The 20,078-nt window shown below is 35.3% G+C and carries 23 protein-coding genes, 1 pseudogene and 1 riboswitch; of the genes and pseudogenes, 11 read left to right on the forward strand and 13 right to left on the reverse strand.

The annotated features are described in order from the left end of the window. Nucleotides 1–474 precede the first annotated feature (474 nt). From AC3WV0_RS15455 to AC3WV0_RS15465, 3 genes are all read left to right on the forward strand, one after another. Entirely contained in the window at nt 475–1,137 is a 663-nt protein-coding gene (locus AC3WV0_RS15455) for an ATP-binding cassette domain-containing protein (protein ID WP_488846998.1), read from the forward strand. 30 nt (nt 1,138–1,167) lie between these two features. Then, nucleotides 1,168–1,968, forward strand: coding sequence for a hypothetical protein (locus AC3WV0_RS15460; RefSeq protein WP_488846999.1), 801 nt, complete (start codon nt 1,168–1,170; stop codon nt 1,966–1,968). Nucleotides 1,969–2,031: 63 nt separating this feature from the next. Continuing rightward, nucleotides 2,032–2,211, forward strand: a riboswitch (cobalamin riboswitch). Between the two features lie 112 nt (nt 2,212–2,323). Beyond that, nucleotides 2,324–2,707: an acyl-CoA thioesterase gene (locus AC3WV0_RS15465; protein ID WP_029295099.1), complete on the forward strand. Its 384-nt coding sequence runs from the start codon at nt 2,324–2,326 to the stop codon at nt 2,705–2,707. A gap of 164 nt (nt 2,708–2,871) precedes the next feature. Here AC3WV0_RS15465 and AC3WV0_RS15470 read toward each other — a convergent pair whose 3' ends face one another. The 3 genes and pseudogenes from AC3WV0_RS15470 to AC3WV0_RS15480 form a co-directional block, all read right to left on the reverse strand. After that, nucleotides 2,872–3,462 (reverse strand): HD domain-containing protein, encoded by a 591-nt coding sequence (locus tag AC3WV0_RS15470; protein ID WP_476393611.1) that lies wholly within the window; start codon nt 3,460–3,462, stop codon nt 2,872–2,874. 3 nt (nt 3,463–3,465) lie between these two features. Then, a pseudogene (locus AC3WV0_RS15475) lies at nt 3,466–3,795 on the reverse strand (XAC2610-related protein); the annotation flags it as partial. A 15-nt stretch (nt 3,796–3,810) separates the two neighbouring features. After that, the gene (locus tag AC3WV0_RS15480) at nt 3,811–4,155 is read right to left on the reverse strand and encodes a hypothetical protein (RefSeq protein WP_488847000.1); all 345 of its coding nucleotides are present in this window, start codon (nt 4,153–4,155) and stop codon (nt 3,811–3,813) included. A gap of 105 nt (nt 4,156–4,260) precedes the next feature. On the opposite strand from AC3WV0_RS15480, the gene AC3WV0_RS15485 reads away from it, so the two are divergent. From AC3WV0_RS15485 to AC3WV0_RS15520, 8 genes are all read left to right on the forward strand, one after another. Next, nucleotides 4,261–5,601 carry a cytochrome P450 gene (locus AC3WV0_RS15485; protein ID WP_488847001.1) on the forward strand — a complete coding sequence of 447 codons (1,341 nt, stop codon included), beginning with the start codon at nt 4,261–4,263 and terminating at the stop codon, nt 5,599–5,601. A gap of 213 nt (nt 5,602–5,814) precedes the next feature. Next, nucleotides 5,815–6,144, forward strand: coding sequence for a PadR family transcriptional regulator (locus AC3WV0_RS15490; protein WP_089997836.1), 330 nt, complete (start codon nt 5,815–5,817; stop codon nt 6,142–6,144). Between the two features lie 11 nt (nt 6,145–6,155). After that, complete coding sequence (locus AC3WV0_RS15495; RefSeq protein WP_488847002.1) at nt 6,156–7,883, forward strand: PspC domain-containing protein; 1,728 nt, start codon at nt 6,156–6,158, stop codon at nt 7,881–7,883. 315 nt (nt 7,884–8,198) lie between these two features. Beyond that, nucleotides 8,199–8,795: a 1-acyl-sn-glycerol-3-phosphate acyltransferase gene (locus tag AC3WV0_RS15500; RefSeq protein WP_488847003.1), complete on the forward strand. Its 597-nt coding sequence runs from the start codon at nt 8,199–8,201 to the stop codon at nt 8,793–8,795. Between the two features lie 70 nt (nt 8,796–8,865). Next, entirely contained in the window at nt 8,866–9,294 is a 429-nt protein-coding gene (locus tag AC3WV0_RS15505; RefSeq protein WP_488847061.1) for a PaaI family thioesterase, read from the forward strand. A gap of 89 nt (nt 9,295–9,383) precedes the next feature. After that, a complete protein-coding gene (locus AC3WV0_RS15510) occupies nt 9,384–9,809 on the forward strand; it encodes a hypothetical protein (RefSeq protein ID WP_488847004.1) in 426 nt (141 codons plus the stop codon). Beyond that, nucleotides 9,802–10,125: a hypothetical protein gene (locus AC3WV0_RS15515; protein ID WP_488847005.1), complete on the forward strand. Its 324-nt coding sequence runs from the start codon at nt 9,802–9,804 to the stop codon at nt 10,123–10,125. Before AC3WV0_RS15510 ends, AC3WV0_RS15515 begins: the two co-directional genes overlap by 8 nt. Before the next feature lie 19 nt (nt 10,126–10,144). Further along, complete coding sequence (locus AC3WV0_RS15520; protein ID WP_488847006.1) at nt 10,145–11,116, forward strand: chorismate-binding protein; 972 nt, start codon at nt 10,145–10,147, stop codon at nt 11,114–11,116. Between the two features lie 95 nt (nt 11,117–11,211). Here AC3WV0_RS15520 and AC3WV0_RS15525 read toward each other — a convergent pair whose 3' ends face one another. The 10 genes from AC3WV0_RS15525 to AC3WV0_RS15570 form a co-directional block, all read right to left on the reverse strand. Further along, nucleotides 11,212–11,406, reverse strand: coding sequence for a hypothetical protein (locus AC3WV0_RS15525; RefSeq protein WP_089997843.1), 195 nt, complete (start codon nt 11,404–11,406; stop codon nt 11,212–11,214). A gap of 5 nt (nt 11,407–11,411) precedes the next feature. Next, the gene (locus tag AC3WV0_RS15530; protein ID WP_488847007.1) at nt 11,412–12,014 is read right to left on the reverse strand and encodes a MarC family protein; all 603 of its coding nucleotides are present in this window, start codon (nt 12,012–12,014) and stop codon (nt 11,412–11,414) included. Between the two features lie 44 nt (nt 12,015–12,058). After that, a complete protein-coding gene (locus AC3WV0_RS15535) occupies nt 12,059–13,801 on the reverse strand; it encodes a BatD family protein (RefSeq protein WP_488847008.1) in 1,743 nt (580 codons plus the stop codon). Then, nucleotides 13,801–14,535: a tetratricopeptide repeat protein gene (locus AC3WV0_RS15540; RefSeq protein WP_488847009.1), complete on the reverse strand. Its 735-nt coding sequence runs from the start codon at nt 14,533–14,535 to the stop codon at nt 13,801–13,803. The genes AC3WV0_RS15535 and AC3WV0_RS15540 overlap by 1 nt, the downstream gene beginning before the upstream one ends. A gap of 98 nt (nt 14,536–14,633) precedes the next feature. Beyond that, the gene (locus tag AC3WV0_RS15545) at nt 14,634–15,641 is read right to left on the reverse strand and encodes a vWA domain-containing protein (protein ID WP_488847010.1); all 1,008 of its coding nucleotides are present in this window, start codon (nt 15,639–15,641) and stop codon (nt 14,634–14,636) included. Next, a complete protein-coding gene (locus tag AC3WV0_RS15550) occupies nt 15,641–16,633 on the reverse strand; it encodes a vWA domain-containing protein (protein ID WP_488847011.1) in 993 nt (330 codons plus the stop codon). Before AC3WV0_RS15550 ends, AC3WV0_RS15545 begins: the two co-directional genes overlap by 1 nt. Then, nucleotides 16,626–17,522 carry a BatD family protein gene (locus AC3WV0_RS15555; RefSeq protein ID WP_488847012.1) on the reverse strand — a complete coding sequence of 299 codons (897 nt, stop codon included), beginning with the start codon at nt 17,520–17,522 and terminating at the stop codon, nt 16,626–16,628. The genes AC3WV0_RS15550 and AC3WV0_RS15555 overlap by 8 nt, the downstream gene beginning before the upstream one ends. A 76-nt stretch (nt 17,523–17,598) precedes the next feature. Further along, nucleotides 17,599–18,462, reverse strand: a complete 864-nt coding sequence (locus tag AC3WV0_RS15560; protein ID WP_089997850.1) for a DUF58 domain-containing protein — start codon at nt 18,460–18,462, stop codon at nt 17,599–17,601. A gap of 81 nt (nt 18,463–18,543) precedes the next feature. Further along, nucleotides 18,544–18,999 carry a GNAT family N-acetyltransferase gene (locus AC3WV0_RS15565; RefSeq protein WP_488847013.1) on the reverse strand — a complete coding sequence of 152 codons (456 nt, stop codon included), beginning with the start codon at nt 18,997–18,999 and terminating at the stop codon, nt 18,544–18,546. Next, a complete protein-coding gene (locus AC3WV0_RS15570) occupies nt 19,000–20,004 on the reverse strand; it encodes an AAA family ATPase (RefSeq protein ID WP_488847014.1) in 1,005 nt (334 codons plus the stop codon). Nucleotides 20,005–20,078: the final 74 nt, after the last annotated feature.

The following is a 20,078-nucleotide window of genomic DNA, read 5'->3' on the forward strand; positions in this document are numbered from 1 at the left end:
AAAAAAGCAAATAATTTAGGCTACAAAACCGCAAAAAGGCGGATTACAATGGAGCTTCGAGATATGATTACTGCAATTTTAATCGTTTTTGCAGGAGGTGATCCTGCCAAGGTTTTCAAAACATAAAAAATGGTCGGAATTTCTTCCGACCATGACTAGTCTTCTGGCACTCTTTATTTTTCTTTCTTACATTTGAAATATGATCAAAAACTTTAAAATTCTTTGGATTTTTTACTTGAAACTTCTGATTCCTGCCGTTTCATTTTCTTTACTGCTCGCATTTCAGACAGGATTCAGTATGGGAAATTTCGGCTTCTGCTTTTTAATCATATTGCCGGTATTTCACTTTTTAATTTATGAGGTAAGATTAAAAAGAGAATATTTATTTTTTGCCAATTTTGGTTTTTCACGGCAATTCCTCTGGATCATGACAGCTTCTCTCGGGTTAATCATCAATTTTATTTCAAAATTGTTATGAGTAAACTTCATATTGACAGCGTCACAAAATCTTATGGTTCAAAAACAATTCTGAAGGATGTTTATATAAGCTTTGAAACAGGGAAAATTGTGGCTTTATTAGGAGGTATCGGTTCTGGAAAGTCAACATTACTCCAGATCATTTTTGGAACGATGAAAGGAGATTATCAATTTATTAAATTCAATGATCAGGTTCTCACAAATCAATCTGATCGAAAAGACAAGATTGCCTACTTACCTCAAAGTTGTATATTTCCTAGAAATATTAAAATTAAGAATTTGATACCTCTGTTCTGTAATGAGGCAGATACCCAAAAACTTTTTAATTCTGATTTTATTAAACCTTTGTTAGACAGAACGATGAGAAACCTTTCCGGAGGAGAAAGAAAAATGGTGGAAGTACTGACAATCATTCATTCCAAAGCCGAATTTATCTTGCTTGAAGAACCTTACAGCGGGCTATCACCTATTCTTACCGAAAAAGTAATGAAATTCATAAAGGAAATATCTAAAGAAAAAGGATTTATTATTTCAGATTTTAATACGCAAGAGGCAATAAAGATTTCAGACGAAATTTATCTTCTTTCTAATACACATTTAAAACAAATTACAGATTTAAGAGAATTGCAACAACATTATTATCTTCCGAAAAATATTTAATTAATATATTTGAACTGTCAAAAAAAATTCATGATGATTTCCGAAAAAAAAACGTTGTATTTATCAATTTTCAGTTTTCTTTTTATGGCTTTTGCCAAAGGGCAGAACAAAGTCCCTTTCGGTGTTGTAAAAGCTGAAGAAGGATACGCTATGGTGCGTGTTCATAAAGATGACTACCGAAAAATTATTGATAAAATCCGAATGAAAACCGGTGATGTTTTTATTTACGTAAAACCAGCTCCCGGCGAAACCGAATGGATCTGGATCAAATATCCTGAAAAAGATGACACCGACAAGCCTTTTGTACGTTACGACAGCATTACAAAAGAAGGAATGGTAAACAAAAGCCGCGTGGTTTTCGTGGATAAACTGCCACAATTCACTCCTTCAAAATCCAAAAACGGAAAATCACTGATCTTTACAGACGATACCAACCCTAAAATTCCTGGAAACCAGAGAACGAAAGTGATTATTGACGTCTACCCTTCTTATGCTAAACTTAAGAAGCAGGAAAAAGATGCGGACGGAAATATTGTTAAAATTGACAAAGTAAAATCCTGGGGTGTTGGCAAAGAGATCCCAGAAGGAATGACGGAAATAAAATCTATACGGATTCAACAGCCGGGAAGAGGCTCTGTTTTCGTAAGGGATGCTATTAAAAATATGTTCCAGCCGACGATGGATTTCAACAATGTCGGTGTAACAGCGATCGATAAGGATCATATTTTCCTCTATATGATCAATGGTTCCGGCGAAAACAGATATACCACGATATGGACCATCAAACAGGGAAAAGTTCAAAGCCAGATCGTTTACAAAAACCCTGAATAATTCACCAATAATCACTACTTTTGCTGCCGAAAAGAATTTACTTTTGGCTGCTTGCCTTATGTTTAAACTTTTCAGGAAACTGGTTTTGCTTAGCTGCAGATTAAAAGGGAATCGTGTGAAAATCACGAACTGTCGCGCAACTGTAAGTAACTGAAGTCTTTATTAAAAAATCCACTGTACAGATTACGGGAAGGAAATAAAGATGTTACAAGTCAGGAGACCTGCCTTTTTCTTCACAATAAAAACTTTCGCGATTTGAAGTTTGTTGATCTAATGGATATTCAGAGATTTTCTTCTCTGCTTTTTTTCTGTTTGTTCTGAAAACATTCATTTCGCTTTAATTTAATAATGAAATATGACTACAGAAGAAAGAATTGAAGCATCCGAAACCCGAATTTTCAAAGCCGTTTTCCCCAATACAACCAACCATTACGATACTCTTTTCGGAGGAACTGCTATGCAGCTGATGGATGAGGTTGCCTTTATCGCTGCAACACGATTTGCCAGGAAGCGCGTCGTGACCGTGAGTAGTGATAAAATTGATTTTAAAAGATCTATTCCTGCCGGAACGATTGTCGAACTGATCGGAAAAGTCGTACATGTTGGAAACACGAGTATGAAAGTGAACGTAGAAATCTATACTGAACAGATGTATTCCTATGAAAGAGAAAGAGCGATCGTGGGAGACTTTACTTTCGTAGCGATTGATGAATTCAAGAAACCAATTCAAATACTATAAAGGGCTTCGGCGGCCAAAGGCCGCCGAAGCTATTATCTTTTTAACTCCCACAGATTGGGCAGATTTATACTTAAGGAAATATATGCAATCATTTGCTAAGCCTGTGTAATTTGTGCAATCTTTGGGAGAATTCTATTAAAAGCTTAATTCGATCTGATTTAAATTTACTTCAACACCTTTTCAGTTTCCAGATTTTTAATTAAGAGTAATTGAAAGGCCTCTCCCAACTCATCAGAGGCCCTGCTTATAGCGTTCTCCAGCATATTTCTGATTTGTTTTTCGGTAACTCCGGCTTCCGTCCAGCTTTTTCCTGAAGTATGTGAATTTAGGATGAAAGGCATAATCCGGTCAATGGCGCAGGCAAAAATAGCGTCCGGGGTTTGTTCTTCCTCAAATTCCAGCCAGAGATTAAAGAATTCGCTTCGTAAAGGCTCATCCAAAATCCCGAAGATTTTTTGGGCTGAAACTTTTTCTCTTTCAAACTTTCCAACCATTGCTGCTTCGTCAAACAAGAAAGTATCGCCTGCCTCAATTTCTACCAGATCGTGAATTGAAAGCATTCTGATGACTCTCAACAGATCAATATCTGCTCTGTTTTTGGCATACGGAAAAAGGATTTGAGCAAGAATAATAATTTGCCAGGAATGTTCTGCTGTATTTTCCCTTCTGGAATCATCGGCATTAAAGTTTCTTCGCTGTACATTTTTCAGGGCATCTACGGCCAGGATAAAATCGATTTCCTTTTGGATCTTCATGATTTAATTTTCTTTGTAATATTCATTTATGGGATATGTTTTTACATTCGTAATCCATTTATCATCAATAAATTCCTTTTTTGTAACCTTTACTGTTTCTCCACGGGTTGCATCTTCTTCCAGTTCATAAACTTTAAATAAACCTCTTTGTGGCAATACAGAATATTCTGTCGTGAGATGCCAGCAACATCCTGATTTTGCATAGGTAATTAACCTTTTCCTCTCAGAATCCGTATTAAACATCCCTAAATTATCATGGCCCAAACCCGTTAATTCCTCACTTAAAACAAACTGTTTTTTCGTAATATTAAATACGTACACATCATAAGAAGGGCCTCCATAGCTACTTTAATTGCCGTTTCTGATGGCGAGATCTTCATATCCATCAAAATTAAAATCATCAAATATTAATGGACTTTGCTCATCATATAACTGGATAACATTTGCAGTTGGTTTCTGATTTTCATTTAAATAAAAATTAAGATCATCAGAAGTTAATGTTTGGAATTTTTTAAAAGTCTTTTTATCAAATAGTTCTATCGTCGCCTTTCCTTTACATTCTTCTTTATCACAGGCTTCGACATTGATTTTAACATCATAATTCTTCGATGCATCCTTTAGTTCAAACTTAGCCTGACCAAAAGTAAAATTTCCTATAATAAAGAATAACAGCAGGGATTTATATTTTATCATATTTTGCGTTTTTTTAAATGGAAATATTATTACAAAAATAAGGGTTTTGACTGTAAAGCTGTTCTGTTTAGCAGATTAGTTGTATTTTTAATTTAAATATTAAATATGTCTCCAAAATTCAATTATCCGCCTGAAATTAAAGGAAAAAGAAAAATGTATTCCCTGTTTAACGGGATAAAAGATCCTTTAGGAGTGATCAGTGGAAATCATATCATTGCAGGAGACACCTATCATCTGAAAGCTACTTTCACAAATAAATATTTTATTTTTTCTCAGGATAAAGAGCTTGTCGAATATATTTTAAAGCAAAATCATAAAAATTATTTTAAATCTGAAATACAATCGGTCACTTTAGGAAAATATCTTGGAAAAGGATTACTGACCAACAATGGAAAAGATTGGCTTAAACAACGAAGATTAATTCAACCAGGATTCAGTAAAACAAAAATTGCCAATCTGGTTTCTATTATGAAAGAAGAGATCGATTCGGCTTTTTCACCTTTTGACAAAGAGCCTGAAATTGATCTGTACAATTTTTTTCATACCCTGGCATTTAATATTGTCGCAAAAACCCTTTTCAGTTCGGATATTGATGAAAGTAAGGTAAAAGAATTAGGCAAAATCATCACTGAGGTTCAGGAAGTTTTTGCAAAGGAAGTCAGAATCCCTTTTTATACTCAGATTATACAAACGTTTGGAGTAATCGACAAAACGATAAGAAAAAGCAACAAAGCAAAAAATATTATCCAGAGCGTTCTGGAAAAAAGAAGAAATTCCGGAGATGAGAAGAATGATTTGCTGGATATGCTCATTCATACACGATATGAAGACACACAGCTTCCGATGTCCGATGAACAGCTGGTTGATGAAATGCTGATCCTTTTCATTGCCGGTCATGAAACGACTGCAAATGCTTTAAGCTTTATCTTTTTTGAGATCAGTCAGAATCCTGAAGCAGAAAAAAAATTACGACAGGAAATCACTGAAGAAGGCGAAAATCTTTTCACCACGGAAAACTTAATGAAAAAATCTTACACCTCCAATGTCATAAAAGAAGCCATGAGATTGCATTCTCCGGCCTGGGCAATCGACCGTCAGGCTTTGGAAGATGATCATTTTAAAGATTATTCCTGGAAAAAAGGAACTTTAATTATACTCTATATTACAGGACTACACAGAAATCCAAAATACTGGAGTGATCCCAATTCCTTTATCCCGGAACGTTTTGATGACGAAAATGCCAAGAATTTTGCCTACTATCCTTTCGGGGCGGGGCCCCGACTTTGCATTGGTGAACATTTTGCTATGATGGAAATGGCTCTTATCGTCCGTAAATTCTACAAAGACTACAGCTTTATATCTTATCAAAAAGAGTTGGAGAAAAAAGCATTAGTTACCTTAAGAACAACAAGCTTAAAAGGTAAAATCATAAAAAATTTGAACTAATTTTCTCAAACTTCTCATTTCAAAAAATACAGCACTAAAAATAATTAACCTGATTTTCAACTAGTTAATTATTTGTTTTAATTTTTTTCACTACTTTGTATTGCATAATACCATTTTAATTACATATCTTTGTAATGTAAAATCGAAATAGGATCATCTAGCTAGGTTCCGGATTTCGAAAATTATATAACTAATTAACAAAACTTATTAAAGATGAATACTGAAAATACCAAAGCGCAAATGCGAAAAGGAATTCTGGAATTCTGTATTTTAAGTCTCATCAATCATCGTGAAATGTATGTTTCCGACTTAATAGATGAACTGAAAAAAGGAAAACTGGATGTAGTGGAAGGAACACTCTACCCTCTTTTAACAAGATTAAAAAACGGCGAGTTTCTTTCGTACAGATGGGAAGAATCTACAGGGGGACCTCCAAGGAAGTACTACCAGATCACTGAAAAAGGCAAACTGTTTTTAGATGAACTTCAGAATACCTGGAATGAATTAACAGATTCAGTTAACCAAATCACTCAAAAACCTTAAAAAACAAAGCTATGAACAAAACACTCTCAATAGGACTCGCAGGTTATTCTTTTACCATAGAAGAACACGCATATATAAAGCTAAGCGATTATCTGAATGCACTGAGAAGCTCATTGGATGCTTCTGAAGCAGACGAGGTAATGCACGACATAGAAATCAGGATGGTAGAGATCTTTAAAGATTCTATGGCAAAACGTGAAGTAATCAACGACTCTGATGTAGAAAGAGTCATTGCACAAATCGGAAGCCCTGAAAAGATCGAAGAACAGGAAGAAGCGTATTATTCTGAAAAAAATACAAAAAGAACAGGTAGCGCAGGGACTGAATATTCTGATAAAAAACAGCTGTTCCGTGATCCGGAAAGACAAAAAATCGCCGGTGTATGCGCAGGTCTTGCTCATTATGTAGGAATGGACATCACCGCAATGAGAGCCATCTGGCTGGGAATTTTCATCCTGGGGATTTTTACGGCGGCAGTATCATCAACACTTGTTTTCTTACTTTATGTGATCCTTTGGGCGGTATTGCCAAAAGCAGAAACTGCAGCAGATTTCCTGAAAATGAAGGGAAAGCCTATGAACTTCGACAATCTTAAGAATGAGTCTAATAAATTGGTACAGTTTGCCAACGAATCTACTCAGAGGGTCGGAGAGATCTACATCGAAAACAAACCTTATATCAATAACGCCGGTAGCGGATTGTGGAACGTTTTACGATATATTCTGGGGGCAATCTTTGCATTCATGTCATTTTCATGCCTGATCGGTGTATTCGTAGTATTCGGTTTCATGGGAGCAGACAGCGACTTCCCTCCTGTAAGTGAAATGAATTTCTACTTCGATAACGACAATATGAAATACGTTATCATGGCATTGATTACCATTGGAAGTTTATTGCCTGCTATGTTGTTCGGATTATTAAGCATTAAATTAATTTCCCCTAAAACAAAATTAAGAAACACAGGTTGGGTGATTGGAGCATTGTTCCTTGCATTGATCGCTTTGGGTACGTATTTCGGATTCAGCATGGCTAAAAAAGAAATGTTCCTGAAAGGTCATAAAGAAGATACGGAAGAAGTGTCGATCAATACAAACTCCGACAGTATTTATATTGATTATAAGCAGGTTAGCATCCCTCAAAACTTCAAAGGATATGACGACGATATTTATTCAGATAAAGTTTCAGTGTATGAAAAGGATTGGATTCACGTTGATGTAACAAGAAAAGCCGATATCAAAACGCCTTATCTTATCATTAAAAAAGAAGCAAAAGGATATAATCTTCCGCTGAATGTAAATGTTCCTGTGGAAGTGGTTAACAATAAGATTATTCTTCCTAACTACATTAAATACCCTTACGAACACCGATTCAGAGATTACAGCATCGATTATGAACTGGTACTTCCTTTAAAAACAGTGGTTATTCCTGTAAAAAATGACGGAATCAGCTTCGACGGAGATCTTAACGCAGACGGAATAAATGATAACGATCAGGACAGAGATGAAGACGGAAACATTAAAATCGAAAAGAATAAAATCACGGTAAATGGTTCTACCATTGAATATAATTCGGATGACGAAGACAGTGACAGCATCATTGTAAACGGCAAAAAAGTACCGAGTAAGCAGGCAGATAAAGTGATCGATTCAATGAAACACAGCATTAAGAAAATGAAAGGAGCCAATATCAATTTTAAAGTAGATGAAGGTAAAAACGAAATTTCCATACAAACTAAATAACTAAACTGCAGAGAGTGGCAGAAGGTGTGAATGGATAGCACAACCGTTTGAAATTCACACCCTTCTTCTCTCACTGAGAATTAAAAAAAATCAGAATTTAGTTCGCTATGTAAATAAAATATGTTACATTTGTGTAATAAAATATAACCAAAAACACTCAAAAATATTAACTAATCATGATACAACTGGCATTAGAAATTGTAATGAAAATCGTAGATTTAATCAGCGGTTTATTTTAAGAGCGATAATATTTCAATATATTTGTAAAGTATAACCAAAGTTTGGTTATACTTTTTTGTTTTTAATTCAGATTTTATGAGAAAGCTTTTTGGCAAAATGATGTTAAAATTAATGGGTTGGAAAGTCGTTTTACAGGGCGACGTAAACAACCTCAACAGATGTATTCTGGTAGTGGCACCGCACACTCACAATATGGAATATATACTAGGAAACCTTGCCTATTGGTCTCTTGAAAAACCATTAAAAATAATTATCAAAGATGCTCACACCAAAGCCTGGTATGGCGGTCTGGTAAAAGGCCTGGGAGGCATCGGAATTGACAGAAGCCAGAAAAATGATCTTGTGAATTTTGTGGCAAAGCAATTTGCAAAAGATGATTTCAGCCTCGTTATCACTCCAGAAGGTACCAGAAGCTGGGTTCCGAAATGGAGAAAAGGCTTCTATCACATGGCTTTGGCGGCAAAAGTTCCGATCGTTCTTGCGGCAGGAGATTTTAAAAGAAAAATCATTTATCTGGGCTACACGATCCCTTATGAGAGAATTGAAACGGCATCCTTTGCTGAGATCATGACTGAAATTCAGGATTATTACATTAAAAATGATATTGTTCCGAAAGTTCCCGAAAACTGGAATCCGAATATTATGGGGAATGATTCTGAAGCTAAAGGTTAAGGTTAAGGTTAAGGTTAACAAAATTACTCATCACTCATTATTTATCAATCATCACTCATAATATATGTACATTAAAGATAAAACGAAAGAAGAAATATTAGAATTCATCAACAATTGGGGCGAAGAGACCTTTGCAAAAACGTTAGAGATAAAATTTATCGATATTGACGTTGAGAACGAAACGCTGACCGCAACAATGCCTGTTCTGCCAAGAATTCATCAGCCTTTCGGGATTATGCACGGGGGTGCTAGCTGCGTACTGGCAGAGACGATGGGCTCGAGCCTGTCGAATATCTTTATTGATGGTGAAAAATATTTTGGTGTCGGAACCAACATCAATACCAATCATTTAAGAAGCAAAAGAGACGGACTGGTAACCGCAGTAGCAAGATTTATCCGAAAAGGAAAAACAATGCATGTTTCAGAAATTGAGATCAGAGATGAGAAAGCCCAGCTTATCAGCCATACAACAATGACCAATGCAATTATCAACAGATAAAATTACAGAAGCTCAAAAAAATTTGAGCTTTTTTTATTTTTTTGCTGCAACCTTTTCAGCTTTGTGCATCTTATAAGAAATTAACAATCATGAAAGCTTTCATTTTATTTCTTTTAGTTTTATTTACTTTTCTTGTTTCATGCCGACAAGATGATGGAAATGCGTTAGAAAACAAGGTAAATTCGGTTGATGTATATGTTGCCGGTATTGAGAATAATAAAGCTTGCTATTGGAAAAATAATCAGCAAACTTATCTTTCAGCAGGCGATAATATTATACCAATTGATATATTTCTTGATAATAATAATATCTATGTTACAGGTTATACCCAGAGCGATTATTTTAAAGAATATTTCTGGAAAAACAATATCCGGTATAGTTTTAGGGAATATCTTAATGCGCCATCAAATTTATATTTAAGAATAGCTGATTTTACTGTAATAAATAACGACATTTATTTCTGTGGAATTATCGAAAACCAATCTCTACACATTTCAGCTCAAATTATTGTATGAATGGAAAAGTCTGCGCCCTTTCGTAGGAATTCTCGTTAATCACAATACCTATAAAATGCAGTTTCTCGTTCCTGAAAACAATATTCTTACAAAAATGGATGATTTTAAAAGCCATCAGACATGTATCGGATTTTCATTAGGATTTCAGTATAGATTTTTCAGAAAAATTCTTTTATCTTTAGAATATCAGCAATACCAAATGAAGAATGTTTCATTAAAAAACAGTGATTTTGATTTTGACATTTTTCAGACTAGTAATACCTTTGCAGAAAGAAAAATCAACTTCGGAATTTCATACATTATTTCCGGACGATGATCTCCGAAAAGTATTATAAATGATTTACTTTAAACTTCCATTCGACGAGAATATCTATTCCACAGACAATAATTACGATGAAAAGCATATCGCCTTTTACCCTTTTGAAGGCTTGGAAACAGATGAACATCCCGGAAAAATCATCGAAACAAATCCTAAAGATTTTAATAAGCTAACCATTTCAGGTAAATCTTTACCAAAAGATGAAAATAAATTTGTTGCTGAAACAAAAGATGATTATTTAGAAAATCTTGAAAAAGTTATTGAAGAGATTAAGGAAAATCAGTTACCAAAGCTGGTATATTCAAGAAGAAAAATATTCACTGAGTTTCGCGAAATTGATCTTAAAAAAAGTTTTGAAAATCTTTGTCAGTCTTATCCGAATGCATTCCGATATATTTTTATCAATGAAAAAAATTCATGGATGGGCGCTTTTTCTGAGGTTTTAGGAAAATTCAATAAAAAAACGCATAGCTTTGAAACGATGAGCCTTGCAGGAACTCTTCCGGTTTCAGAAAGCTGGTCTGAAAAAGAAATTGAAGAACAGAAACCTGTCACAGAATACATCAGAAACATTCTTAAAAATTATTCTGAAGAATCGGAAGAATCTGCCACATACGATCATATATCAGGAAACATAAAACATCTCAGAACAGATTTTAAAGCTAAAATAAAACCTGAACATCTGGACGAAATTATCCGACAACTCCATCCTACACCGGCAGTTTGTGGTATTCCGAAAGATTTTTGTAAAGAAATGATCCGTGAACTGGAAAAATTTCCTAGAGAATTGTACGCAGGATATATAAAAATAGAAAACGAAGAAAATATTTATTACTTTGTAAATCTTCGCTGTTGCAAGCTTTATGAGGATTCAATCCATATTTTCGTAGGTGGCGGAATTACGGCACAAAGTAATCCTGAGAAAGAATGGAGAGAAACGGAGCTGAAATCGGAGGCTATTCTGAAAAACCTTTCGATTGTACGTTGATATTTTATCAAAGATAAATGATTACAACTAAATTTATTAAAACAAAAACCTCTTCCTGTCCGAAAGAGGTTTTATATTGATTTGAATTTATATTTTTATTTCTTAACGCCTATCTTACTCCATGTATTCATTACAAAAAGCAAAATAAGACCGATTACTGCCGAAGCTGCTGAAAATACAAACTTCAGATTATCTTCTGACAAAATATCGGATTGCCAGTCCAACGCATAAATATTGATTGCGATGAAAACAATAAACACTACTAAAAATACTTTATAAAACTTCTGCATGATTCTTAAAAATTAATATAAGTCTGCACCAATTGGGCAAAGTTTGCGGTGAATAATTTAATTGAAATTGCCAACAGGATAATTCCGAAAACCTTCTGTAAGATTGCCAATGTAGCATCACCGATTCTCTTCTCCAGCCAGTTTGCAGATTTCAGCACCAAATATACGAAAATTGTATTGAGTATAATTCCAAAAATAATATTAATATCGTGAAATTCAGCTTTTAGAGACAAAGTTGTTGTTAACGTTCCAGCTCCGGCCACCAAAGGAAAAGCAATCGGAACGATGGAAGCAGATCGTGCTTCGGAAGTTTTATTAATTTCAATACCCAAAATCATTTCCAGAGCAATAATAAAAATAACAAAAGCTCCGGCAATAGCAAATGAATTGACATCAACCCCGATAAATTTCAGAATTTTATTTCCTACGAAAAGGAAGACCAACATAATCAAACCGGCTGTAATGGTCGCTCTTTCGGCTTCGATTTTACCGAATCTCTGCTGCAGACTCACGATAATAGGAATCGATCCTATAATATCGATCACAGCAAAAAGAACCATAAAACAGGTAACGATTTCTTTAATAGAAAAATCATTAAAAATTTCCATGCCTTTACAATTATTAATTTCGCAAAAATATGAAAATAAATTGATTATTTGCTAATTTGAGAATATAATTCTACTATCGACTGTAAAAGCATGTCTATTGCTTCAGCAGATTTTACAGGAGCATATTTCTCGATTTGTATCTTTTGACTAAGACTTCTGTACTGTTCGGCGATTGCAGGACCTTTATAATTTTCAAGAAAATCTATAAAATCTTCTGCTGAACTTTGGAAATATTGACTTCTTACTTCAGAATCCAACTCATCATAGGCTTGAAAAAACTTTTGATAATCTTCTTTATCCTTAAGATTTTCTAAATAACTGAAATAGTCATTTACGTCTGTTTTCAGTCTTTCCCGAATCTCTTCTTCAGTTTCAGCTATCGAACCTACAGGTTGTACAAGCTCAATTTTTTTATTAAGCTTACGTTTTTTCTGCCAGTTTCTAAAAAGAAGGTAAACTACAAATAGCGCCAATAAAATAGCGATGTTTACAAAAAGTATATTCCAATGGAATTTATTTTTTTCTTTTACTTTGAAGGATGTCGTTTTTAATACGGGTGTATTAACTGTTTCTAAAAAAGTATTGGTATATTCATTTACTTTTTCTACCGTAGTACGGGATTCCATGATCTGGTCATGAGAAAATGCATTGACATTCAACACTTCCTGACCAAGATTTATATATTCTTTTTTGGAAGGATCAAAAAATGCAAAGTTTTCAGTTTTTATAGAAATCTCACCAGCTTTTTTAGGGATAACAAGGTAATTCGCCAAAATTTCACCTTTCATTCCGGTGGTTTCTGTAGTTACTTTGGATGTAATTTTAGGAGCAAAAACATCATAGTCGGATGATTCTGCAATTTTTGGAAGTTCCAGATTTTTGAGATTGCCCTCACCGCTTACTTTTACCAGTACATTGATGGGCTTTTTAACCTCAGCTTTTTCCTTTGAAACATTAGAGATGCTTACTTTAAAATTTCCGACGGCATTTTTAAAAGATTCCGGAGCACCTTCTGGAAGCTTTTTAACGTTAATTTTAACTTTATTGGAAACAATTTTATTTTTCCCTGCGTAAGAACTCACAGAAGCCGAAGCTCCTGGCACTTCAACATACCCTGATTCATTAGGGAAAATCATAAATATAGCCAGAACCTGCGACGCCATATTTCCATAATCTGAAGGATCAATTTCAGATTTTGCCATACTTATAGGATAAACATCCAGGTTATTGTCCTTAGGCAGATGAATATTTTTTACCCTCCTTAAATTATCCATATTTCTGGAATACACTTTAAGAACAGCAATTGTTGGCTCATCTTGATAAACATCTCTGTCTTCAACCTCCATATTCAGGTAAACATCTTTTGAGGTATTAACCGCTACAGAAGATTTTTTGTCTGCTTCTTTAACAAGTATTTCAAATGGCTCTGTCTTATAGATCTTATTATTAAATGTGATCAGGAAAGAACCGATTTTCACTTTTCCTTTTTGCTTTGGCTCTAATGCTAATCGTGTTACAGACTGATAAATCACCATATTAGTCTCAGGATCCATAAGACCATTGGTAACAGAGCCGGTTCCGATAAGATTAAATTTTGAAAAATCCGGGAGTCTTAATTTCGTCTGCTGATTATTGTAATCGCTTCCCTCAATTTCCAGGAGAATAGTAAGATTAACCACATCAGCGGTGCTATATACTGTTTTATCAGATGATACCCTGAGATTGACCTGTCCGTAAGAAATTACGGATAATAATAGGAACAATATGTAGGTAAGTCTGCTCTGCATCACCAATCTTTCTCGTTGCTTTCAGGCATCGAATAAGAATTTTTGTTTAAAATTCTTCTGGCGGTTTCTTTCTCCTTATCGCTTACTTTATTGAGTATCTGATTTTCAAGTTCTTTTGGGATTTTGCCTTCATTATTAGGTTTCTGGTCGGGATTATTTCCTTGTCCTTTACCTTGATTCTGCTGCCCCTGGCCCTGATTTTGATCTTTAGGACCTTTCTGATCTTCATTTTTCTGCTGGTCTTTGCCACCGCCTCCTTTGCCAGAATTATTCTGCTGTTGCTTTTTCTGCTGGTTTTCTTTTTCCTTCAGTTTGGCAATCTCATAATTTTTTCTGGTTGCCTCACTGTAAGGATTTTGTTTCAGAGATTGTTTATAAAATTCTGCCGCTTTTTCCGGCTGCTTCATCTGCATATAGGCGTTTCCTAAATTGTGAAGCGCCGCCGCTTTATCAGGGATAGTTTGAGAAAGTCTCTGTGCTTTTTCAAACTCTGCTTTTGCTTCTTCGTATTTTTTACTTTTATAGAGTGCATTACCAAGATTGTAATGTGCTGTAAAATCTTTATCGTTGTTTTTTATAGCTTCCATATATTTCACGGATGCTCCATCATAATCTTTACCGTTAAATTTTTCATTGCCTTCATATACCAGGGTACGGTAATTTTTCTGTCCGAAAAGAAGTCCTGAGCAGAAGAAAGCAGTAATAAACAACAAAAAAATGATTTTAGTATTCATCAGATGCAAAATTATTTCTTTATATGTTAATAAACAGTCTTTTATTTGTTAAAATTGGGTTAAAGTAACTGGCTAAATTCGGGCAATTCGTGCCATTTTCAGACATTAAAATCTCTTTTAGGATTAAACAGATAGATTAACAAAAAGAAAAATATCGAAACTGCGAGGAAATACTGATAATAGTGATTGGCATTCTGCGATTTAACCATCGTTTCAGAAGATCCGGCCTTCTTTTTTAATGCATCAATAATTCGGTCCGGAGCTTCATTGATATTATTTCCGTCAATGTATGATCCGCCTGTTGATTCTGCCATTTTCTTCAATGCTTCCGTCTGTCTTTTTGAGATTACGGTTTGTCCTGACATATCTGTTTTATAACCCATGAGCTGGCCAAATGTATATTCCGGAACCGGAGCACCTTCATCAGAACCTATACCTACCGAAGTAATCATAATTCCTTCTTTTTTAGCAAGTCTTATAGCTGCATCATCATTTCCTTCATTATCTTCACCATCACTCAGTAAAACGACCTTTCTCGCATCTTTATTTACATTCTTAAATTTCTGCACTGCTGTTTTCATGCCTTTCAGAAAATCGGTACCCTGTATCTGCATCGAATTGGTTTCTATACCTCCGATATAGGTTTCTGCGGAAGTATAATCTGTTGTAAGAGGCATTATTGATGTCGATTCTCCGGCAAATATTACAATTCCTACTTTATCACTCTTCATTTTCTGCATGGTTTGGATAATCAGATTTTTTGCTTCCGTTAAACGGCTCGGATTTATATCTTCAGCGTTCATCGAATTCGAAACATCCAGCATGAAAATAACATTATTAAGTTTCTGATTTGTTTTAACTTCCTCAGAACCGCTTAAAAGATCAATGATCGAAAAGATAAGAAATAGCGTTCCCAACAAATACAAAGCAGGAAAAAATTTCGTAAAACCAGATTGTTTTTCAAACAAATGCTCATGAAACTGACTATCTGCAAAAAGCTTTTTCTTTTTCTTTTTCCATTTTAAAAAACGAACCAGAAAGACAGCTAACAGCGGCAAAAGCAACAGCAACAACAAATACCAATAATTCCCTAAATACCAATCCATTAGCTTAAAATTTTATATAAAACCCATCTCAATAAAGCATCCAGAAACAACATTCCCAAAGCAATCCACAGGAAAACTTTAAAATACTCCTGATAATTAAAAAGCTTTGCAACCTTCACATCCGATTTTTCAAGCTGATTGATTTCATCATATACCTCTTCAAGGCTTGTATTGGACGTTGCTCTGAAATATCTTCCCCCCGTCATCTGGGCAACTTCTTTTAAAACCGGCTCATCGATTTTCACTTCAGTTTCCGTAAAAACAAGATCTCCAAAAATATCGGTCTGTGTAGGCATCAGTGCATAACCGTTTGTACCGATCCCTATGGCATACACCTTTATATTATTATTTTTTGCTAGTTCTGCTGCCAGAGCCGGAGGCATTGCATTTTCTATTGTATTGACTCCGTCTGTCATTAAAATAACGATTTTGCTTTTCGCCTTGCTGTTTTTCAGGTGATTAACCGCTACCGAAAGGCCTTCTCCTATAGCCGTTCCCGGCTGGAGTTCCAGGGGGTTAAGATTTTGCAATTCGTCGATAACTACCCGATGGTCTGAGGTTACCGGAACTTTTGTAAATGCTTCCCCGGAATAAGTAACCAGCCCGATCCTGTCATTAGGTCTTTTCTGGACAAATTTAATGGCAATATCTTTTAAAGCCGTCAGACGATCCGGAGTAAGATCTTTAGCAAGCATACTTAATGAAACGTCTACTGAAAGCATGATATCAATTCCTTTTGTATCATCCCGATCCTGAGAAATTGTAAAAGTCCGGGGCCTAGCCATCGCGATAATCAATGCAGACAGAATGATGTACTTTGAAATTTTCAATAAAAACATAACAATACGAATTCCTCCGCTTTCACCCATATTTTTAACGGTAGGAACTTTAATCCCTTTCTTTTTCTGACTACTTATATCTCTGATTAACAGAGGAATAAATATCATAAACAGCAATAAAAACCACGGACTGTAAAACTCAAAATCAAACATCTTTTCTCAAATTTTCAAATTCCAAATCTTTTGATGAACGCTTTACAAACTCAGTAATTTCTGAAAGGTCTTTTTCCATTGTTTCTTTATCCGGAAAAGTTTTTGCAAATTTCACAAGATCTCCTCTTAAAAATACGTCTTCTACAACACGCTCATTTTCCTGAGAGATTGTATTGTTTTTTTTCATAAGGTCAACCAGATCATCGGTCAACAGGACATCTGCAGGCAAACGATATTGTCTGGTGATAAATTTTCTGGAGATATCAATCAGTTCAACATAGAAAGAACGGTAGTTTCCGGTTTCCACATATTTTTTCTTTTTAAGAGAATCCAGTTCTTTTAACGTCTGGTTGGTAGCAATCACCGGAGAATCTTTTGATTTTTTTCCGTATTTAACAATGAGTATAATAGCAATAATGAGGGCAATCAATGCTATAGCCGCAAGAATATAAAACTTGTACAGCTCCCAGTAATCGGTAACTTCCAGCTTTACTTCTTTATTATTCATGATATCATTGATCTGATCGGTCTTTTGAGCCGTATTGATCACATCAATCTCGTAGGGAATTGTTTTCAGTATTTTTCCTCCCACTTTAAACTCAAGTTCCGGAATGGTAAATTTTCCTTCTTCAAAAACGGCAAATTCAATTCTTCTGTAATAAACGTCCTGAGTTTGCGAAATACTGTCTTTTACTTCCTCAAAATGAAAAGGCAGCAATTCATTTTCAGGGGCAGCAGAAACTTTTTCATTGCTCAGGTTATTTATAGTGATAACAATATGATCAACCTCGCCGAGAGCAATGGTTTTCTTTTCTACACTGGAAGAAAGAATCTGTGAAAAAGCATTCGCACAGACAAGAAAACAAAATATAAATAATAATTTTTTCAATTTTTAATAATACGTTTTGGCTAAAGCCTTATGTTATTTTCTAGTTTAAATGGGCTAAAGCCCATTACTATTGATGTTATTTCTTCTGAAAATAATTATACAACAATTTCGAATAATCGGATCCTGTATCCATATTCAGAAAACTGGCTGAGCTGTTGGCAAAATCTTCCTCAAGCGCTTTCAGTTTCTGTTTTTGTGCTTCTGCAAAATTATATCTCCATCTTGCATTGGAAGTGTTTGCCCAGATCTGTTTTCCTGTTTCTGCATCATATAATAAAGTATAGCCGACATCCGGAATCTCATTATCTTTTACATCAAAAATCCGCATTCCCAGCAACTGATGCTTTTTAGATACAGCCTTCAACATTTTAGAATCATATTCATCTTCAAAATCTGAAAACATAAAAACCAGAGATTTTCTTTTAAAAATCCCCATCATATATTCCAGCGCCTTGTCAATTTTTGCTATGGCCGGAACATAATCAGCGGTCAATATCGTACTGATAATCGAGAGAATGTGCTTTCTGCCTTTCTGTGGAGGAATAACTTTATATACTTTATCTGCAAACAGAATCAGACCTACTTTATCATTATTTCCCGCCGCTGAAAATCCTAAACTCGCCGCAATTTCTGCGACATATTCTCTTTTCAGCTGATTTTTGGTACCATAATCCATAGAAGCTGAAATATCGACCAGCAGCATCATGGTGAGTTCCCTCTCCTCCTCCATTACCTTTACAAACGGCTCTCTGAACCGTGCTGTTTTATTCCAGTCGATTCTGCGGATCTCATCTCCAAACTGATAGGGGCGAACCTCCGAGAAAGTCATACCCTGACCTTTAAAAGCACTGTGATATTGCCCCATCAAAGTAGCTTCCGTTTTCTTTCGGGTACGGATTTCGATCTGCTTTACTTTTTTTACAATATCTTTTATCTGCATTTCTTACGTTTGAGAATATTAGTGTTTGAGCATTTTTTTTGAGTTTTTAAAACTTTTATCATTTTACTTCCCACTTCGGTCTTATTTAAACTCTATGGAAACATTAAACCACTCATTATCAAATTTCGGACTGTATTTTCTGTAGAAATTAATGGCGGGCTCGTTCCAGTTCAGCACCTGGAAAACTATTCCGCTATATTGGCAGGATTTCCCGTATGCCATGGTTGCTTCAAATAATTTCTTTCCGATTTGCTTTCCTCTCCATTTTTCCGTTACTACCAGATCTTCAAGATACAGCCTTCTGCCTTTCCACGTTGAATACCTGTCATAGTACAGCGAAATTCCAAGAATTTCTCCATTATGTTCAGCTACAAATGCTCCCCAAACCGGAGAATTTCCAAATCCATCTTCTATGAATTGCTCTAAGGTTAACGTAACTTCGTGCAACGCTTTTTCATAATCTGCCAGCTCTCTGATTAACACCAGCATCGGACCACAATCTTCCCTAACAGCTTTTCTTATGACAATATCATCCATTTACGGAGCCTGAATTTTCGCTAAAATCCTGTTAATGATTTCTTCAGATGAAATTTCTTCCGCTTCTGCCTCAAAAGTTAAACCGATTCTGTGTCTCAGAACATCTTTTGCCAGCGATTTTACATCTTCAGGAATTACGAATGCTCTTCCTCTCAAAAATGCATACGCTCTGGAAGCAATGGCAAGATTGATGGATGCTCTCGGAGATGCCCCGAAACTGATGTAATTTTTCAATTCAGAAAGACCATAATTTTCAGGAAAACGCGTTGCAAAAACCATATCAAGAATATATTTTTCTATCTTTTCGTCAAGATAAATCTGGTTAATCAGTTCTTTAGCAGCAACGATATGCTCAAGAGAAATCACAGGCTTTACTACAGGCTGGTGAGATGTTGAAACCATTCTCATGACCATTCTCTCATCTTCAAATTTAGGATAGTCAATCGTACATTTCAGCATAAAACGATCACTCTGCGCCTCAGGTAAAAGGTAAGTTCCTTCCTGATCGATCGGGTTTTGTGTTGCCAATACCAAGAAAGGCTTTGGCAGTTTCATGGTTTCATCACCAATGGTAACCTGTTTTTCCTGCATTACCTCAAGCAATGCAGACTGCACTTTTGCTGGTGCCCGATTGATCTCATCTGCCAGCACGAAGTTCGCAAAAACGGGACCTCTTTTAATAGAGAAATCATTGTCTTTAACATTATAAATCATCGTACCAACAACATCTGCCGGCAAAAGATCCGGAGTAAACTGAATCCTGGAAAATTCACCATGAACAGCTTCCGCAAGGGTTTTGATGGCCAAGGTTTTCGCAAGACCGGGAACCCCTTCCAACAGAACGTGACCGTTTCCTAAAAGACCTACCAAAAGGCGATCTACCATATATTCCTGGCCGATGATAACTTTATTGATTTCTTCGCGAAGACGGGAAAAATAGAAGTTCGCTTCCTTTACCTGTTCCGTTAACTGGCGAATATCTTCTGCTTGATATGTATCTGACATAGTCTGTTTTAAAATAATTGGTAAATTTCTAATAAATACTTGCATAAATCAACACAATCAATGCCATTTTTGAG

It is taken from the genome of Chryseobacterium sp. 27AL (genome assembly GCF_057815395.1).

Bases quoted from the DNA above. Each gene is read 5' to 3' on its own strand.
- AC3WV0_RS15455 (WP_488846998.1), top strand. From the start codon at position 475: ATGAGTAAACTTCATATTGACAGCGTCACAAAATCTTATGGTTCAAAA.
- AC3WV0_RS15460 (WP_488846999.1), top strand. From the start codon at position 1,168: ATGATGATTTCCGAAAAAAAAACGTTGTATTTATCAATTTTCAGTTTT.
- AC3WV0_RS15465 (WP_029295099.1), top strand. From the start codon at position 2,324: ATGACTACAGAAGAAAGAATTGAAGCATCCGAAACCCGAATTTTCAAA.
- AC3WV0_RS15470 (WP_476393611.1), bottom strand. From the start codon at position 3,462: ATGAAGATCCAAAAGGAAATCGATTTTATCCTGGCCGTAGATGCCCTG.
- AC3WV0_RS15480 (WP_488847000.1), bottom strand. From the start codon at position 4,155: ATGATAAAATATAAATCCCTGCTGTTATTCTTTATTATAGGAAATTTT.
- AC3WV0_RS15485 (WP_488847001.1), top strand. From the start codon at position 4,261: ATGTCTCCAAAATTCAATTATCCGCCTGAAATTAAAGGAAAAAGAAAA.
- AC3WV0_RS15490 (WP_089997836.1), top strand. From the start codon at position 5,815: ATGAATACTGAAAATACCAAAGCGCAAATGCGAAAAGGAATTCTGGAA.
- AC3WV0_RS15495 (WP_488847002.1), top strand. From the start codon at position 6,156: ATGAACAAAACACTCTCAATAGGACTCGCAGGTTATTCTTTTACCATA.
- AC3WV0_RS15500 (WP_488847003.1), top strand. From the start codon at position 8,199: ATGAGAAAGCTTTTTGGCAAAATGATGTTAAAATTAATGGGTTGGAAA.
- AC3WV0_RS15510 (WP_488847004.1), top strand. From the start codon at position 9,384: ATGAAAGCTTTCATTTTATTTCTTTTAGTTTTATTTACTTTTCTTGTT.
- AC3WV0_RS15520 (WP_488847006.1), top strand. From the start codon at position 10,145: ATGATTTACTTTAAACTTCCATTCGACGAGAATATCTATTCCACAGAC.
- AC3WV0_RS15525 (WP_089997843.1), bottom strand. From the start codon at position 11,406: ATGCAGAAGTTTTATAAAGTATTTTTAGTAGTGTTTATTGTTTTCATC.
- AC3WV0_RS15530 (WP_488847007.1), bottom strand. From the start codon at position 12,014: ATGGAAATTTTTAATGATTTTTCTATTAAAGAAATCGTTACCTGTTTT.
- AC3WV0_RS15535 (WP_488847008.1), bottom strand. From the start codon at position 13,801: ATGCAGAGCAGACTTACCTACATATTGTTCCTATTATTATCCGTAATT.
- AC3WV0_RS15540 (WP_488847009.1), bottom strand. From the start codon at position 14,535: ATGAATACTAAAATCATTTTTTTGTTGTTTATTACTGCTTTCTTCTGC.
- AC3WV0_RS15545 (WP_488847010.1), bottom strand. From the start codon at position 15,641: ATGGATTGGTATTTAGGGAATTATTGGTATTTGTTGTTGCTGTTGCTT.
- AC3WV0_RS15550 (WP_488847011.1), bottom strand. From the start codon at position 16,633: ATGTTTGATTTTGAGTTTTACAGTCCGTGGTTTTTATTGCTGTTTATG.
- AC3WV0_RS15560 (WP_089997850.1), bottom strand. From the start codon at position 18,462: ATGCAGATAAAAGATATTGTAAAAAAAGTAAAGCAGATCGAAATCCGT.
- AC3WV0_RS15565 (WP_488847013.1), bottom strand. From the start codon at position 18,999: ATGGATGATATTGTCATAAGAAAAGCTGTTAGGGAAGATTGTGGTCCG.
- AC3WV0_RS15570 (WP_488847014.1), bottom strand. From the start codon at position 20,004: ATGTCAGATACATATCAAGCAGAAGATATTCGCCAGTTAACGGAACAG.